The 17,648-nt window shown below is 48.7% G+C and carries 11 protein-coding genes; all 11 read left to right on the forward strand.

What is annotated here, in order from left to right; genetic code table 11:
* The 11 genes from AC1DYT_RS04240 to AC1DYT_RS04290 all read left to right on the forward strand — a co-directional run bounded on the left by AC1DYT_RS04240 (position 1) and on the right by AC1DYT_RS04290 (position 17,584).
* On the forward strand, positions 1–1,386 hold the full coding sequence (locus AC1DYT_RS04240) for an SGNH/GDSL hydrolase family protein (protein WP_477468405.1): 1,386 nt from the start codon (positions 1–3) through the stop codon (positions 1,384–1,386).
* A gap of 252 nt (positions 1,387–1,638) precedes the next feature.
* A complete protein-coding gene (locus AC1DYT_RS04245; protein ID WP_477468406.1) occupies positions 1,639–2,466 on the forward strand; it encodes an alpha/beta hydrolase in 828 nt (275 codons plus the stop codon).
* 302 nt (positions 2,467–2,768) lie between these two features.
* Positions 2,769–4,508: a RagB/SusD family nutrient uptake outer membrane protein gene (locus tag AC1DYT_RS04250; RefSeq protein ID WP_477468407.1), complete on the forward strand. Its 1,740-nt coding sequence runs from the start codon at positions 2,769–2,771 to the stop codon at positions 4,506–4,508.
* An 18-nt stretch (positions 4,509–4,526) separates the two neighbouring features.
* Positions 4,527–4,964, forward strand: a complete 438-nt coding sequence (locus AC1DYT_RS04255; RefSeq protein WP_477468408.1) for a DUF5004 domain-containing protein — start codon at positions 4,527–4,529, stop codon at positions 4,962–4,964.
* A 31-nt stretch (positions 4,965–4,995) separates the two neighbouring features.
* Positions 4,996–5,997: a DUF4961 domain-containing protein gene (locus AC1DYT_RS04260; protein ID WP_477468409.1), complete on the forward strand. Its 1,002-nt coding sequence runs from the start codon at positions 4,996–4,998 to the stop codon at positions 5,995–5,997.
* A 96-nt stretch (positions 5,998–6,093) separates the two neighbouring features.
* Entirely contained in the window at positions 6,094–9,186 is a 3,093-nt protein-coding gene (locus AC1DYT_RS04265; RefSeq protein WP_477468410.1) for a SusC/RagA family TonB-linked outer membrane protein, read from the forward strand.
* A gap of 27 nt (positions 9,187–9,213) precedes the next feature.
* On the forward strand, positions 9,214–10,929 hold the full coding sequence (locus AC1DYT_RS04270) for a RagB/SusD family nutrient uptake outer membrane protein (RefSeq protein ID WP_477468411.1): 1,716 nt from the start codon (positions 9,214–9,216) through the stop codon (positions 10,927–10,929).
* 38 nt (positions 10,930–10,967) lie between these two features.
* A complete protein-coding gene (locus AC1DYT_RS04275; protein ID WP_477468412.1) occupies positions 10,968–14,093 on the forward strand; it encodes a SusC/RagA family TonB-linked outer membrane protein in 3,126 nt (1,041 codons plus the stop codon).
* Positions 14,094–14,313: 220 nt separating this feature from the next.
* Positions 14,314–15,480 (forward strand): prolipoprotein diacylglyceryl transferase, encoded by a 1,167-nt coding sequence (locus AC1DYT_RS04280; RefSeq protein WP_477468413.1) that lies wholly within the window; start codon positions 14,314–14,316, stop codon positions 15,478–15,480.
* A 27-nt stretch (positions 15,481–15,507) separates the two neighbouring features.
* Positions 15,508–16,686, forward strand: a complete 1,179-nt coding sequence (locus AC1DYT_RS04285; RefSeq protein WP_477468414.1) for a DUF4185 domain-containing protein — start codon at positions 15,508–15,510, stop codon at positions 16,684–16,686.
* Positions 16,687–16,921: 235 nt separating this feature from the next.
* The gene (locus AC1DYT_RS04290) at positions 16,922–17,584 is read left to right on the forward strand and encodes an SGNH/GDSL hydrolase family protein (protein WP_477468415.1); all 663 of its coding nucleotides are present in this window, start codon (positions 16,922–16,924) and stop codon (positions 17,582–17,584) included.
* Positions 17,585–17,648 lie beyond the last annotated feature (64 nt).

The raw sequence follows: 17,648 nt of genomic DNA on the forward strand, positions 1-17,648 counted from the left end.
ATGAAAAAACTCTATTCAATTCTTATAAGCATCGGGCTATTCGCGGGTGCAAACGCCCAAACGGTGGCGCCTTTTAAAGCCGGCGACCGCGTAGCATTCGTAGGCAACAGCATTACCGATGGCGGGCATTACCACTCGTACATCTGGCTGTATTACATGACACATTTCCCCAACCGCCGCGTTACGTTTTATAACGTGGGCATCGGCGGCGATGCCATCGGGCAGATAGCCACCCGTTTTGATGACGACGTGCTGCGCAGGAATCCCACCGTGCTAACCCTTACCTGGGGCATGAACGATACCGGCTATTTTGAATGGTACCGTAAGGATGGGCGGCAATTTATAGATAGCCGCCTTACAGGCTCTTATAAAACATACGAGGATTTGGTAGATAAGCTGAAGAAGCGTACCGATATCCGCAAGATACTGATACTGGGCTCGCCGTATGATTTTACCAGCAAGTTCACCACTAAAAACCTGTATCCCGGTAAGGCCGAAGCATTCTCTAAAGTGATCGACTACCAGCAGGCATCGGCAAAAAAGAATAACTGGGGATTCGTTGATTTTTACCACCCGATGGATGCCATCAACAAGCGCGAGCAATTGAAAGATACCACGTTCAGCCTAACGCCAAATGACCGCATACACCCCGATAACGATGGTCACCTGGTGATGGCCTACCTGTTCCTGAAAACGCAGGGCCTGGCAAACAGCGTAGTGGCCGATGTAGCTATCAACGCATACGCTAAAACGGTGACTAAGGCCGTAAACAGCAGGGTGCTCAACTTGTCTGCGAATGCTAAATCGATATCTTTCAATTACTTAGCGAACTCGCTGCCTTATCCTATCGATACTATCCCGCGTTCATGGGGCAACCGCAAAAAACAGTCGGAAGCCCTGAAGATAATTCCCTTCACAAACGATTTCAACCGCGAGATGCTTGCCGTGAAAAACCTGGCAGCCGGCAATTACGACCTGCTTATCGACGGCGAAAAAATGGGCTCCTTTAGCGCCGGTGCCCTCGCCGGCGGCATCAACCTGGCCGAAATTACCAGCACCCCGCAATACCAGCAGGCCATACAGATACGCGAACTAAACGAAGAACGCTGGGAGATAGAACGGCGCTTGCGGAATTACATGTGGATGGAGTACGATTTCCTGAAAGAAAAAGGCATGCTGTACAAGGACAATAACGCGGCGATGGATTCGGTAAAAAAATATGCCGCCACCAATATCTTCGTAAACGGCAACAAGGATAATTACAGCAGGGCCCGATACAAAAGCCTGCGCGATGCCTGGCAAAAAGAGATGGACGTGCTGATTAACCAGATATACGCCATCAATAAACCGCAAACGCACAGAATAGAGATAACTGTATCAAAATAATATAGTGAAGCAATTGCCCTTTAGAGCCTGTATCATAAACACATTTTACTTAAAACTAAATTTGGCTTTGTGTTCTTTGTGTTTCTCCCTTTGTGGACTTTGTGGTAAAATTTTAACCACAAAGTCCACAAAGATTGGCATATAGTTTAGCGCAAAGGGCGCAAAGCCTATCTCGACCAAATTTAGTTTTGTTGTTTAACACCGGGTTTATTTATAATACAAACTCTATGCTTTCAAAAATATCTTAATACCATGAATATCAAAAGAATTATCGCGCTGCTGCTTATCTGCACTGCATTTTTTGGCCTAAAGGCATCAGCGGCTACGGTTGATACCGCGCTTACCCACAGTGCGGCCATGAACCGCGACCTGAAGGCCGTGGTGATAAAGCCTGCCGATTACTCCGCCACAAAAAAATACCCGGTGATATACCTGTTGCACGGCTTTAGCGGCAACTATACCGATTGGATTAAGAAGATACCCGCCATTACCAAACTGGCCGATACCTATCATTTCATCATCGTTTGTCCCGATGGCGCTTTCGCAGGCTGGTATTTCGATAGCCCGGTAAATAAGGATTTCATGTACGAAACCTACATCAGCAAGGAACTGGTAAGTTATATCGATAGCCATTACGCCACCATTGCCAACCGCAAGGGAAGGGCCATTACCGGCTTGAGCATGGGCGGGCATGGCGCGCTTTTCCTGGCGTTTAAGCACCAGGATGTGTTTGGTGCGGCGGGCAGCATGAGCGGGGTTGTGGATATACGCCAGTTTGCCGATAGCTATGGCATTGAGCAACTGTTGGGAAAATACAGCGAACACCCCGAGGTATGGGAGCAGCATTGCGTGGTAAGCCTTATTTATTTGATAAAACCCAATGCATTGGCCCTCACCTTTGATTGCGGATACGATGATGGTATGTACAGCGGCAACCAGGAACTGCACGAGAAACTACTGGAGCGTAAGATACCACACGATTACACCGTGCGGCCCGGCGGGCACTCGTGGGAATATTGGGGCAACTCCATAACCTATCAATCGCTGTTTTTCAGCAGGTATTTTAATGGCGATAAATAGGCCGGGTATCCTTTGTTTGAAACATTGATAATAACTGTTTTAAAACTTGTTAAAATGTTAACCAATAGCCTTGTAGCAATGCAAATTATTAAAAATTAAAAAAACGCGGAAAAAGTTTGCTAAATCGTTTTTACAAACTATATTAGCGTTATAATTAATACCAGAATTATAAACCAATTATTGCCTTAGTGTAATCCCAGCCGTTGAGCCTGTGTTTTCTTAGGATTTGCTAAAACGATTTTTAAGCCAAAAAATATAAAAAGTATTGAAGCTTCGCCGCTTTGTTATAATAACCCTATAGTATGAAAAAATTTTACTTTCAGTTTGTCGCGTATTCCTTTTTCCTGCTGTTGTTCCTCATGGCATCCTGCAAAAAAGATGGCTTTTTGGGGCAAACCACCACAACAAACCTTACCGAAGAAACCGTATTTAAGGATAGCGCCAACACCGTAGGCTTTTTGGCGGGCATTTATGCCAACGTGAATTTCAGTTTCGCGGCCAACAGGTTCACTTATGGTTTCGGTACGCCAAATGGCGGGTTGGATGCCGCTTCAGACGAGGCGGAGGTTTTTAACTCGGGTGGCTCCACCGCGCTGGCCTGGGAAACCGGCACCATCAATGCAGCTGTAGCTACGGATGATGCCTACCGCAAATCTTACACCAATATCCGTGCAGTAAATCAGTTGCTTAAAAACCTACCAAAATCGCCCATCAATACTTTCACTAAAACACAGATGAAAGCCGAGGCGCGCTTTTTACGGGCATGGTACTATGCCATATTGCTTAAACATTACGGGGGCATCCACCTGGTGGGCGATAGCATTTATAACTATACCGATAAAATACCCGCAGCGCGTAATACTTACGAGCAATGCGTAAACTACATCGTATCTGAACTGGATGCAGCCGCGCAGGATCTGCCGGCCACACAAACCGGCGTAAGCTACGGTCGCGCTTCAAAAGGGGCATGTTTGGCTTTAAAAGCACGGGTGTTATTATACGCTGCCAGCCCGTTGTTCAACGGCCAAAGACTTAGCGGCACCAAAAACGACGATGTTTTAGGTTACCCATCAGAAAACAAAGAGCGATGGAAAGCGGCCAGGGATGCGGCATCTGCCGTAATAAGCCTGAACGCTTACACACTTTACACAGATAATTCTACGCCCGGCATCGGTTTCCAAAACGTGTTTACCATGCGTTTCAATACAGAATATATCTTCCAATACATGAGCGGCACAGGCAATGTGGATCTGGAGGCTTTGTACCAGCCGCCATCGCGTACCGGCCAGTATGGGGCGTTCCCGTTGCAGGGTTTGGTTGATGCCTTCCCCATGAAAAACGGTAAAGTGATAACCGACCCAACATCCGGCTATAACCCGCAAAACCCCTACGCCGGCCGCGACCCGCGTTTGGATTTTACCGTCATCCGCGATCAAACGCAACTGCAAAACAGGCTTTCGTCTGGCCTGTCGCCGGTTAATATTTACCAGGGCACTTTTAATGGCGTACCCACCGGCCCCGATGCTGTGCACAGGGGTACCGTTACCGGCTACTACGGCAATAAAATGCTTGCCCCAAGCGCGGTTGCCAATGATTTTATCCACCGTACCGACCGTGTTTTACCGCTCATTCGCTACTCCGAGATATTGTTGAGCTACGCCGAAGCTGCCAACGAATACGAGGGCCCTAACAACCTGGTTTATGCTGCCGTAGAGGCTATACGCCAGCGCGCAGGCCTTAGCCCTTATCAATTGCCTGTGGGCTTAAGCCAGGCCGAAATGCGCCAGGCAATACGCAATGAAAGGCGCATAGAGCTTGCCTTTGAAGAGCAACGTTTTTGGGATGTGCGCCGCTGGAAAATTGCCGATGTAACCGACAATATACAAACCATGGGAATGGAGGTTAACCGTACAGGCGCTGCGGTAACTTACACCACTTTCCCGGTGCGTAAACGCAACTTCCGCACGGCGATGTACTTATGGCCCATACCTCAAAGCGAGGTGGCTAAATCTGAAGAGTTGATACAAAACCCCGGTTATTAATAAGCATCAAAAGATAATATGAAAAGGATATACCAAATAAAAACACTGCTGCTGGTGATGGTAGTTGCAGTATTGGCCACAGCCTGCAGAACCGAAAAGGTGCTGCCGCAAAAAGAAGCATTAAAAGATATTACCGGCAGCTGGCAGGTGATAAAGGCCACCCGTAACGGTACCGACCTTACCGCCATCATCGATTTTAGCGGTTTTAAGATAAACTTTACCTCAACCGGCTATGCTTTGGTGAACAAGATGCCTTTCCTGGTAGAGCAGGATGGCACCTTCGCATTGGACGACCCGGAGTACCCATACAAAATTACCTTTACCGCCGCAGGTAAAACGCCCGTAGCCACTGCTTTTACCTACCCCATAGTGAACGGCAAAAGGCAGCTAAGTTTAACCTTTAGCCCGGGCTGTACCAATAATTCGTACGTGTACGTGCTCCAAAAAATCAATTAACCAGCAGCCTTAAACCGAATAAAAAGAGATTATGAGACAATATTTACATATAAAAGGCAAGAATTTATGGAGGATGTGCGCCTGTGTAATCATAGGCATTGCACTGGCCTGCTGCGGCGAGGAGATTAGCGGGATAGACCAACCCTCCACTGCGAAAGCCGGCGATATACTGCCTGTTACGGTGCATGTTAACATACCCACTGCCGGTAACGGCGGGCCCGATTACCTGGTGCTGGGCATACTGGTACCAAAAGGATGGAAAGCCGCGCAAAACACTACCATTACCTACACCAGCCCCCTTGGCAATGGTACCATGAGCCTGATACCCGATGGTTCGTTGCCTACCAAGGGCGGCGGCTTAACCTGGTCGGCTTATATGAAACGCACATTTGGCCTGGCCGGCAACCTGATAGATGATATGGAATGGGTAGCCTTCCAAACCGATAAGCCTTATGCCCACGAAGGCGGCCACACCATTACCGGCGACCTGAATATTAAGATGAAAGTTGGTGCCGATGGCAACAACACACTGGTGAAAATAGGCTACGTAATTACTGATACAGGCAACGGTTTCACCAGCGATGGAAACGGTACCTACTACAGCCAACGGAGTACCGATTGCTTTGAAGTAACCGGCGGCACCGGCGACCTGATAGATTTTTGCAACCCCCAGCTAACCGTTTTAGACCCGCCAAAATCATTGGATAATGATATAGTAACACTAACCTTTGATGGTGCGGTAGTAAACACACCGGTAAGCAACGAGCCTGAAGTTTACCTGTGTGCAACGGCCTACACCAGCGATGGTAAAACCATAGTGGTGTGCGAGCAAACTGCCAAAACCTTGATGAGGCAAACAACTGCTACCAGCAAAAGGTACCAGATAACGTTTTGGCCAAAGGCTTTTTTCAACACTACAGATGCGCAGACGATAATAAAGATGGAATACCATATTACCAACAAGGCGGGCACCAGCAGGGTAGGCTATGGTAATACCGATGCGCCATTTGTGTACACATTTAAATGCGGATAACCAGTTTTTGACCATAGCTGGGGCCCTATCAAAGACCATAGTGTGCCCAGGCTTAAACGATATAATATTTTTTGCCAACAATTTAAACTTTATACAATGGCTAATTGCTACTTAAATAAATATTTTACGGCTTTGGTTATACTGATGCTGGCGCTGGCTACAACCGGCCGTGCCATGCAGCAGGATACCACCGCCAGGGTTGGTACCCGCCCGGGTATGGCCGGTGGGCTTGTGCTTGATGAGTACGGCAATCCGCTAAAGGGCGTAAAGGTTGCTGTAAAGGGCAAAGCAGATACCGCCAGCACCGATAAAAGCGGCCACTTTGAACTTAGTGCTCCAGCGGGCAGCACGCTGGTATTCAAAGCCGCAAACTACAACGTTCGCGAGGCCCGTTTTAAAGGTGCCGACCTTACCATAAGGCTGATAGATACTTACATTAAAGCACCTGCCAAAATAAATGTGCTGTACGGCACTGCCGATGCGGATAAAAACCTTGGAGCAGTATCAACCATATATACCAACCAGTTAGCCAGTACGCCTGCTTCGCTTTATACTTACGCTTTGCCGGGGCAACTGGCCGGTTTGTACACGCAGCAGCGCAGCGGCTTTAATAACCCGCAAACCAGCGGCCAAACCCAGGCCGATTTTATTGGCAACGTGGTACTGCACAACAATTACCAGGCAAATGATAATACCGAGTTTTTTGTATCGCTTCGCGGACAAGCGCCTATTACGATTATAGACGGTGTACAGCGCGAGATTTCCTCCCTCGACCCGGAGAGCATCGAATCTGTATCTGTTTTAAAAGACGGCTTATCAAGTATCCTGCTGGGCCAGAACAGCTCGCGCGGGGTGATATTGATTACCACCAAACGTGCGCAGGCCGGTGCGCCAAGGATATCCTTTACCGCGCAAACCGCATCGCAAACACCATTGGGCCTGCCTAACCCGCTGCCTTCTTACCAATATGCTTACTTGTATAACGAAGCTTTGCAGAACGATGGCAAGCTGCCAATTTACAGCGCATCCGATTTTGCGGCCTACCGCGATGGCAGCGACCCCATACGCCACCCCGACGTAAACTGGTACAACACCGTCCTCCGCAAAAACTCGCCCATGACCAGCTATAAGCTAAACGTAAACGGCGGCAACAACATTGCCCGCTACAGCGTATCGCTCAATTACCTTAGCCAGAACGGGATGTTCAAGACTGCGACAGATGTACCCTACAACACCAATCTCAACCTTAACCGCTACATCATCAATACAGATTTAACGGTGAATGTAACCAAGAAATTAGTGGTAGATCTGCAGATGTTCGGTCGTATCCAATCGGCAACGCAGCCCGGGGCAGGGTACAACAATATCCTCGGCGCGCTTTATTCTACGCCAAACAATGCCTACCCTGTGCTTAACCCCGATGGCTCTTTTGCGGGTACTACTACTTACAACAACAATATTTTAGCGCAAACAGAATACTCGGGTTATATGCGCACCAACAGCAACGATGTGCTGGCCAACCTGGATCTTACTTACGATATGAGCAGCGTTACCAAAGGCTTATCGGGCAAGGCCATGGGCAACCTGGCGCTATCATCGCAAAGCCTCATAAACAGGTCGCTGCAAAACAATACGTACCTCATTAAGGCCGATAATAGCTACGCCGGCGTTGGTTCGCCATCGTCACAGGTGAATAACTTCAACAGCTTGTCCAGCGCGCGCTATTTTTACGGCCAGCTGGCACTGAATTATGACAGGGCCTTTGGCAAGCACAACTTCACCGGCAAATTGCTGTACGATACCCGCAGCATGAACCTCAACTTCGATTTAACGGCCACCACCACCAACGAGGCCATTAAAGCAGGCTACAGCTACGATGGCAAATACTTTGTAGAGGGCGCGGTAAACCGCAGCGGCTACAGCAGGTATGCGCCCGGCAGGCAGTTCGGCGTGTTTTACGCAGGCGGCCTTGGCTGGCAAATGGGAAAAGAAGATTTTATCAAAGATAACCTCAGCTTTATTACCTCATGGAAATGGCGCGCCACCTACGGCCTCACCGGTAACGGCAACGTAGATAACTTTGGCTACTACAACTTTATCCAAACCTACGGTTCGCCAAACGGCTACCAATACAGCACAGGTACCAGCCGCAGCGATGTGCAGGGCATTTTTGCCAACGCGCTGGCCAACCCCCTCATCAGCTGGGAAAAAGCGGATAAGATAGATATCGGCGCAGATATCGCCTTGTTTGATAACCACCTGAGCATTGCTGCTGATTACTACCACGACCGCTATAAGAATCTGCTTCAGATACGCGGACGCAGCATTTTGCTGCTGGGTACGCCTTACACAGCAGAGAACATTGGCGTGGTGCTGAATACCGGTACCGAGCTTACCATGACCTATCAAAACAACATCAACAACTTCAATTACTTCATATCGGGCAACGCCTCTATACAACAATCAAAAAACGTATTTAGCGACGAAACCCCAACGCCATACCCATGGCTGCGCCATACAGGTCAATCAACAAATGCAATTTATGGCTACCAGGCCCTTGGCTTTTTTGCCAACGCACAGGATGCGGCGGCCAGCGCAACTACCACTGGCTACACTGCCCAGGCAGGCGACGTGAAATATGCCGATTTGAATAACGACGGCGTCATCAACCAATTCGATATTACCAACATCGGCGGCAGCAAAGCGCTAATCTTCTACGGCGCGTCGTTGGGCTTCAACTACAAAGGCTTCGGTTTCAGCATGCTGATACAGGGGGTAGAGAACAGGCAGTTCCTGTTCGATAACTCAACAGTTAACGGCTTTGCAGGTATCGGTTTCCTGGGGCTTACCCAGGCCGGCCAGGGTGTAGACAACCTCACCGGCCGTTGGACGCCTGAGACCGCAGCAACCGCAACGCTGCCACGCTTAACCACAGGCAACGCCAACAATACTGCTTACAGCAGCCTGTACGTACGCTCGGGCGATTACATCAGGCTGAAAAATGCGCAAGTGAGCTACGACCTCCCTTTCAGTTGGGTAAAGAAATTAAGGCTATCGGGCGTGAGGCTGTTTGCCAACGGCGAGAATTTAGTAACGTTTTATGGCTATAAGGGCATAGATCCGGAAGTGAGCAACGGGGCATACCCCATACAAAGGGTAGTGAACGCAGGTTTTACCGTTAAGCTTTAATCATTGGCCATCATAAAAAATACGATCATGAAAAATCATCAAAATATTATAGCGGCGCTGATACTGATACTGGCCATTGCCGGCTGCAAAAAATACGAGCAGTTCCCGGTGGATAAGGTGGGTATTGATAAGATATTCGATAGCAAGGATTCGGCGGGCGTAAACGCGCAGCATTACCTGTACGGCATATACTCTGTAATGAAGAATGGCCATAACCGCGTGGGCGGCGATTATCTTGATGCCGCCAGCGACGACGCCATCTCATCGGCATCGGGGCCTAGCAACCTGGTTACGGTATTGTCTACCGCATCGTATAACTCTTACACCATTCCTGCCGACGAGAACTTGTGGGGTACTTATTACGCAGGCATACGCCAGGCGAACGAATTTGTGAACAATATTGATGTGGTGCCGGTTTTGGCGCAATACAATGGCAAATCGCAAAAATTTGTGTGGAAGGCCGAGGCGCGTTTCCTGCGGGCCTACTTCTACTTCGAACTGATCAAACGCTATGGCGGCGTACCGCTGATGGGCGATAAGGTACTGACCATTACGGATGATGTATCATTGCCGCGCAATTCGTTTGATGAGTGCGTAAAATATATCGTAAGCGAATGCGATGCCATACAAAGCTCGTTATACGCCTACCCGCTTACCAACCCGGCCAGCCCCGAAGCTGATAGCCACCGCGCAACCAAAGGCGCAGCAATGGCGCTGAAAGCCAAAGTGTTGCTTTACGCTGCAAGCCCGCTTTTCAACGGCGGTAATATTGATGGCAGTAACCCGCTTACCGGTTATGCATCTGCCGATGCCGGTCGTTGGGCCGCCGCCGCCGCTGCCTGCAAAGATGTAATGGACCTGGGCAAATATGCGCTGGTAGCCAATTACAAGGATGTTTTTATTACCCAGTACAACCCCGAGATATTGTTTTTTCGCCAGAACGGCAACAACAACGGTATCGAGACCACCAACGGCCCTATAGGCTTTACCGGTGCAACAGGCAAGGGCCAAACCAGCCCGACCCAGCAGCTGGTAGATGCTTTCCCGATGAATAACGGGCTGGCTATTACCGATGCCGCATCTGGTTACGACGTAAACAACCCATACGCCAACCGCGACCCGCGCCTTACCTACAACGTAATTTACAACGGCGCGCAATGGCTCAATACTTCTATCCAAACTTTCGAGGGCGGCCAAAGCAAACCTAATGGCGTGCTGCAGCAAACCAAAACAGGTTACTACATGCGCAAGTTTATGGGCAATTTCGAAACCACAGCCAACTACAGTTCGCACAGTTCAGACTGGATTATCCTGCGCTACGCGGATATGGTTTTAGGTTATGCCGAAGCGCTTAACGAATCGGTAGGGGCAACGCCCGAAGTGTACAACGCCATGATAAGCATACGCAAACGCGCAGGCATAGCAGCAGGCACCGGCAGCCTTTACGGCTTAAAAGCAGGTATGACTAAAGAGGAAATGCGCGCCACCATCCAAAACGAAAGGCGCATAGAGTTTGCCTTTGAAGAAAGCCGCTACTGGGATATCCGCCGCTGGAAGATTGCCGAAACCCTGATGAACCAGCCACGTACCGGCATAAGCATAACCAAAGTAGGCACCAGCCTGAATTATAACCCGGTAAATGTGCTGGCCACCAAGTTCGTATCGCCTAAGATGTACCTGTACCCTATACCTTACGATGAGGTGCAGAAGAACCCGAATATGAAACAAAACCCCGGATGGTAATACCTGAAAGATCAATTAAACCAATTAATTAAGCAGCTATGAGAAAAATAATACTTTTCTTTCAAATCATACTAACATTGCTTCCGGTGGCTTTGTATGCTCAGAGCACAACCATTACGGGCAAGGTGCGCGATATATCGGGCGCGTTGCCGGGCGTATCGGTAGTTGAAAAGGGGATGACTACCAACGGTGTCATTACCGATGTTAACGGCAAGTTCACGCTTACGCTCAAAGGGCAAAGCGGTGTAGTTGTTATCCGCTTCATAGGCTACATTAGCCAGGAGGTAAAAGTGCGCAACGGCCAGGCGCTCGATGTTATCCTGCAAACCAGCACCAACGGTTTGGATGAAGTATCGGTAGTGGCCTATGGTACACGTAAACGTATCACCAATACCGGTGCAGTTAGTTCCATATCCGCAGGCGAAATACGGACCGTGCCAACCGCCAACGTACAAAACGCACTTACGGGTAAGCTGCCGGGTTTCTTTTCGCAGCAGGGTTCGGGCCAGCCGGGCAAGGATGCATCAGACTTCTACATCCGCGGCGTAAGCTCTTTAAACTCTGATGGTAACAAGCCGCTCATCATTGTAGATGACATCGAATACAACTACGATCAGCTGCAGCAGATAAACGTAAACGAGATCGAGAGCATCTCTATATTAAAAGATGCATCTACCACGGCTATCTACGGTATAAAAGGCGCTAACGGCGTATTGGTGGTAACCACCCGCCGTGGCAAAAGCGGCACGCCCAAAATCAACATCAGGGCAGAGGGCGGTATGGCGCAGCCTACCAAAACACCGAAGTTCCTCAACTCTTACGACGCTGCTACGCTGATAAACGAGGCACAGCTGAACGACGGCATCCCGCAGAGTTTCACCCAGGCAGATTTGGACCACTTCAAAAGCGGCGATGACCCTTACGGCCACCCGGATGTGAACTGGTACGATAAGATATTCAAGAAACAGAGCTACCAGGCCAATACCAACCTCGATATATCGGGTGGTACTAATGTGTTGAAATACTTTATATCGGGCGGTGCCCTTAACCAGAACGGTTTGGTACGTGATTTTGCCGACCCGCAGGCCCTGGTAAACACCAACTATTATTTCCGCAGGTATAACTTCCGCTCGAACTTAGATTTACGTGTAAACAAAACGCTAGATCTGCGCCTGGATGTAACCACCCGTTTCAGCGATTTAAACCAGCCCTACAATCAGAATGCCGTAGGAGAGATATACAACTTTACCAAAGAAACGCCTTTCACCGCGCCTTACATCAACCCGAACGGTACGTATAGCTACGCGTATTCGTCCTTTAACCCCGATCACCTGCCTACGCTGAACGCCAGGTTGGCTACCGGCGGCTACCAGCACTCGCGCCGTACGGATTTCAACTTCCTGTTTGGGGCTACGCAAAAGCTGGATGCCATTACCGATGGTTTATCGTTAACCGGTCGCATAGCTTACTCCAGCGTGGAGCAGTTTACCAAGCAGATATTCAACGAAGGTATCCCGGCGTACCATTATGACCCGGTTACTAATCAATATGCGCTGCGCCCGGGCGCTACCTACGTTTACCAGAACTACGGGCTAACCGGTAATACCGATATCAATACCAACAACTATAACCTGCAGGTGTACCTGAATTACGACCGCACCTTTAGCAATACCCATCATATAACAGCTCTTGCCTTGTTTAACCAAACATCCAATACGCTTTTTGCCAATCCTTTCCTCAGCGGCGAACTCGTGGGCGTTCCGCAGAAATTCAGGGGCACCTCGGGCAGGGTAGGGTACGATTATAAACAAAAGTACCTGATAGACGTGAACGTGGCCTATAATGGTACCGACCGTTTCGCCGCCAATCACCGTTTCGGTATTTTCCCTGCCGTGAGTTTAGGTTACAACCTGGTGAAAGAAGATTTCTTTGCGAAAGCTTTGCCAATGTTCAGCCTGTTTAAATTGAGAGGTAGCTACGGTTTGGTTGGTTCTGATGCTGCGCCGGGTAACCGTTATGTGTACAACCAGGTTTATAACAGGGGCGGCGGCTACAACTTTGGCCAGTCGCAACAAAATTACGTAACGCTTTTTGAAGGTTCATTGGGCAACAACGATGTGGTTTGGGAACGCGCCAAAAAGCTCGACATAGGCTTGGATATGAACCTCTTGAAGGATAAGGTATCGGTAACGATAGATTATTTCCATGATATACGCTACAACCAGCTTATTACGCCGGGCAGCGTGCCATTGGTACTGGGCGTAGGATTGCCTGCCGTAAATATTGGCCGCACCCAAAACCAGGGTTTCGACGGAAGCGTAAGCTACCACGGCAATGCAGGCAAAGTGCAATACAATGCCGGCCTGGTATTCTCATACGCCAAAAACAAGATATTGGATAAAGACGAAGCAGCACCTGCTTACCCGTGGCTGGCACAAACCGGCTGGCCAATCGGTCAGCAGCAGGGTTACCACTTTTTGGGCTACTATACTGCTGCTGATATCACCGCCATTGCAGCTTACAAAGCCGACCCGGCCCACAACGGCTCTAACGCAGGCAACCCGATTGCCGTACCCGATAACGGCATCCCGTTGCAGCCAGGAGACCTCCGTTACGAGGACCTGAACGGCGATGGTACCATAAACGTATTCGATAAACGTAACATTGGTAAACCCAATCTGCCTAATACCATCCTGGGCTTATCGTTACAGGCGGTGTACAAAGGCTTCAGCGTAAGCCTGCTGTTTCAGGGATCGTTCAACTACAGCTTCGCGGTAATAGGTACGGGTATCGAGCCGTTCCAGAGCCAGTTCCAGCCCATCCACCAGGAGCGCTGGACACCGGCGACGGCAGCTACGGCCAACTTCCCAAGGTTGGGTGTTAACCCAACATCTATCAATAGTCCGTCGGCTTACTTCAGCGATTACTGGCTGGTGAATGCCTACTACATCCGTTTAAAAACCGTGGATATAGGCTACCAGTTGCCAACTAAGCTGCTGCCGTTTAAAATAAACAATGCGCGTATCTACATGAGTGCATACAACCTGTTCACCTGGGATAACTACAACAAGTATCAGCAGGACCCGGAGATATCTACAAACACCGCCGGCGATGCCTACATCAACCAGCGCGTAATAAACCTGGGCGTACAGATAGGCTTTTAAATTTGATTGAAATTTAGGCAGCAGGGCCAGGGCCGGTAACGGTTTTGGCCCTTGCTGTTTTTAGGACTCATCCGGATGCAAAAAAAGGCAGCATTTTGTACCTTTTTTTATCGCATTGTAGCAAAAACACGGAAATAAACGCAAGTAAAATAGTGCTTTTTCTGCGTTTTGTGCACTTCGGGCCGCCCCTTATCAAGCGGTTATTTTATACATTAGTACCATGTTCCCAACCATAGGCGATTTGGTATATTACGTTTTTAATGTAAGGTTCACGTTCCCTATACAAACGCTGGGACTGTTTATCGCGCTGGCTTTTCTTGGGGCTTATCTGGTCTTTACATCGGAGTTTAAACGGTACGAAGCGAACGGGAAAATCCATGCTTTTAAGCGTAAAGTGCTTGTGGGTCAGTCTGCTACGGTTTTAGATATCGCCGTAAATTTCTTGCTGGGCTTTGCATTCGGCTTCAAATCAATTGGCATAGCGCTCAATTACAGCAAGTTCGCGTTTGATCCCCGGGGGTACCTGGCATCTTTGCAGGGTAGTTTGGCAGGCGGTATCATAGCTGGCCTCGGCTTTGCGCTATGGATTTATTACGACAGAAAAAATCAGCAATTGCCTGAACCTAAGGCTGTTGAACAGGTCCGCCATCCGTATCAGCTGATGGGGCTTATCGTTTTCAGCGTGGGTTTTTTCGGCTTCATCGGCGCCAAACTGTTCGATACCCTGGAGCACCTCGACCAGTTCATTTACAACCCTTTAGTCGTGCTGTTCTCGGTAAACGGCTTTGCCTATTATGGCGGACTGATATTCGGTGCGCTTACTTACCTGTACATCGGCTACCGCCACGGCATGAAACAGGTGCACCTGGCAGATATCGGTTCGCCTGGTATGATGCTGGCCTACGGCATCGGCCGCATCGGCTGTCAGCTATCAGGTGATGGCGATTGGGGTATCATTAATCATCATATCAAACCGCACTGGCTCAGTTGGTTACCTAATTGGGCCTGGAGTTTTAAGTACCCGCATAACTCCATCAACGCGGGGGTATCTATCCCCGGTTGTACCGGCAATTATTGCAGCCAGCTGGTGCAGGGCGTGTACCCTACGCCGCTTTATGAATTGCTGCTTTGCATAGGCATGTTCGGGCTGATGTGGGCCTTCCGTAGAAAGATAAAGATACCGGGGCTGATGTTCTCCATCTACCTCATACTCAACGGCGGCGAACGGTTTTTGATAGAACATATCCGCATAAATTTTTATTACAGCTATTTAGGCCTTACTTTTACACAAGCAGAATTAATTGGCGGTTTAATGCTGTTAGGCGGCCTTGCAGGCTTGGCCATCATAGCCTTTAAACGTTACATATCGCCCAAAATAACTGCATAACCAATTGATTACTATCCCTTCCCCGATATGAGAAAGCTTGCGCTGTTGTGTATAATGATTTGCTGCGCCATGCACAAAGGCTCGGCCCAAACCACGGCTGTAAACCTTACCGATATTAAATTCACGGTGACAGAGGCGCCGGAATGGTCGGCCCTGCTAAAACGCGATAAGGGCTGGTTTGGCGGCGATGGTATATACACTATTCCGCTAAATGGCATGGAAGGCAGGCAGGCGAGCCCTAAGGATAAGATTCTGTTCATCTTTAGCGACAGCATGATTGGCGAGATAAAAGATGGTGCAATGCAGCCGGGATACAAGATGATACACAACGCGGTAGCCATACTTGATGGCAACAAACCCCTGGGCAATAAAATGAAGTTTTATTGGGATACCGATGCCAAAGGCCAGGCCGAATCTCTGTTCATACCCAAAACCCCGCAAACCGACAGCACCGATTATTACTGGCTGGGCGATGGCTTTGTAAACGAGGCGAACCATGCTACCTACATTTTTGGCTACAGGGTACGCAATGTAAGCAGCGGTGCATTTGGTTTTAGGGAAGTAGGTAATACATTGATAAAGATACCTGCCGGCAGCAAACCGCCCTACCGCAATCTAAAGCAGATGGATACCCACCTATACCTGCTGGAAGGGAAAGACGATATCGGCTCTTTTGGCGCGGGCGTTTACGTGAACACCACAGCAGCCGGTGCACCTAAGCCCGATGGATATATTTATACTTATGGCGTGCGCGGCATGGCCAAAAACCTGATGGCAGCACGGGTACTGCCGACCGATTTCGAAAATATGAGCAAATGGACGTTTTGGGATGGCGCGAACTGGGTGAACGATATAACCAGGGCAGCCAATATTACCGATGGCGTATCTAACGAACTGAGTGTCTCTGCCCTGCCCGATGGACGGTACGCGCTTGTTTTTCAGCATGGCGGCATGAGCACTACGGTAGGCATGCGCATAGGCGCCAGCCCCGTGGGACCGTTTGGCCCCATCATTAAATTATGGGATTGCAAACCCGACCTGATAGAAAAAACCTTTGTGGTTTACAACGCCAAAGCGCATCCAAGCTTATCTGCCCCTGGCGAATTGATCATCAGCTATAATATCAACTCTGTTGAGTTTATTAAAGATCTTAATGTGCATCCCAACCTCTACCGGCCCAGGTTTATAAGGGTGAAGTTTGATTAATTGGCGATTTTGTCTGAACTCGAATTTTATGGAATTAAAGAATTTCCAGAATTGATTAGCCCTATTCCCAAAATTCCACTAATTCTTTAAACGGCGTAGCCCTCTTGAGTGCCTTGAAAAAACATTTAAACACGAAAAATTCGAGTTTAGACATTTTCTCAAAATAATTTGCAACTTAAAAAATAATCAATACTTTAGCTAAATCAATTTAGCATTTACCTCCAATTAAACTGAAATGAAGAAAATGTTGCTGTTTGCCATGGTTGTCGTCATGTGCAGTTTTCAATCCAAAAAACCGACAAAAATTGTGTTTTTTGGCGATTCTATAACGGAGTATGGCGTAAGGCCGGATGGCTACATCACACTGTTCCAGCAGAAACTGAAAGACAATGGCAAGGCTGGCGACTACGAAACGGCGGGAGCGGGCATAGGCGGCAATAAGATATATGATTTGTACCTGCGCTACGAAGACGACGTGTTGACCAAGAACCCCGATATAGTGGTGATTTGGGTAGGCGTGAACGATGTATGGCATAAGCGCCTCTTCGGTACCGGTACCGATTGGGATAAATTCGGCAAATTTTATACCGCGCTTATTAGGAAATTCCAGGCTAAAGGCATCAAGGTTACCATTTGCACCCCAGCATCGGTAGGCGAGAAAACCGATTTCAGCAACGAGCTGGATGGCGACCTTAACCGGTATTCGCAAATCATCCGAGACGTAGCTGCGCAAAACAATTGCGGGCTGATTGATTTCCGTAAGATATTCCACGAATACGGCGTAAAGAACAACCCCGAAAACAAGGATAAAGGCATCCTTACCGTTGACGGCGTGCACCTGAACGCTGAAGGCAATAAGCAAGTGGCTGATTTGATGTATCAGTCGCTCATAAAATAGGATACTGGTTTTGGTTTATATTTTTGGTTTAAAGGGAGGCGGAAGCGCCTCCCTTTTTTAAATC

Source organism: Mucilaginibacter sp. P1_D10 (assembly GCF_056406215.1).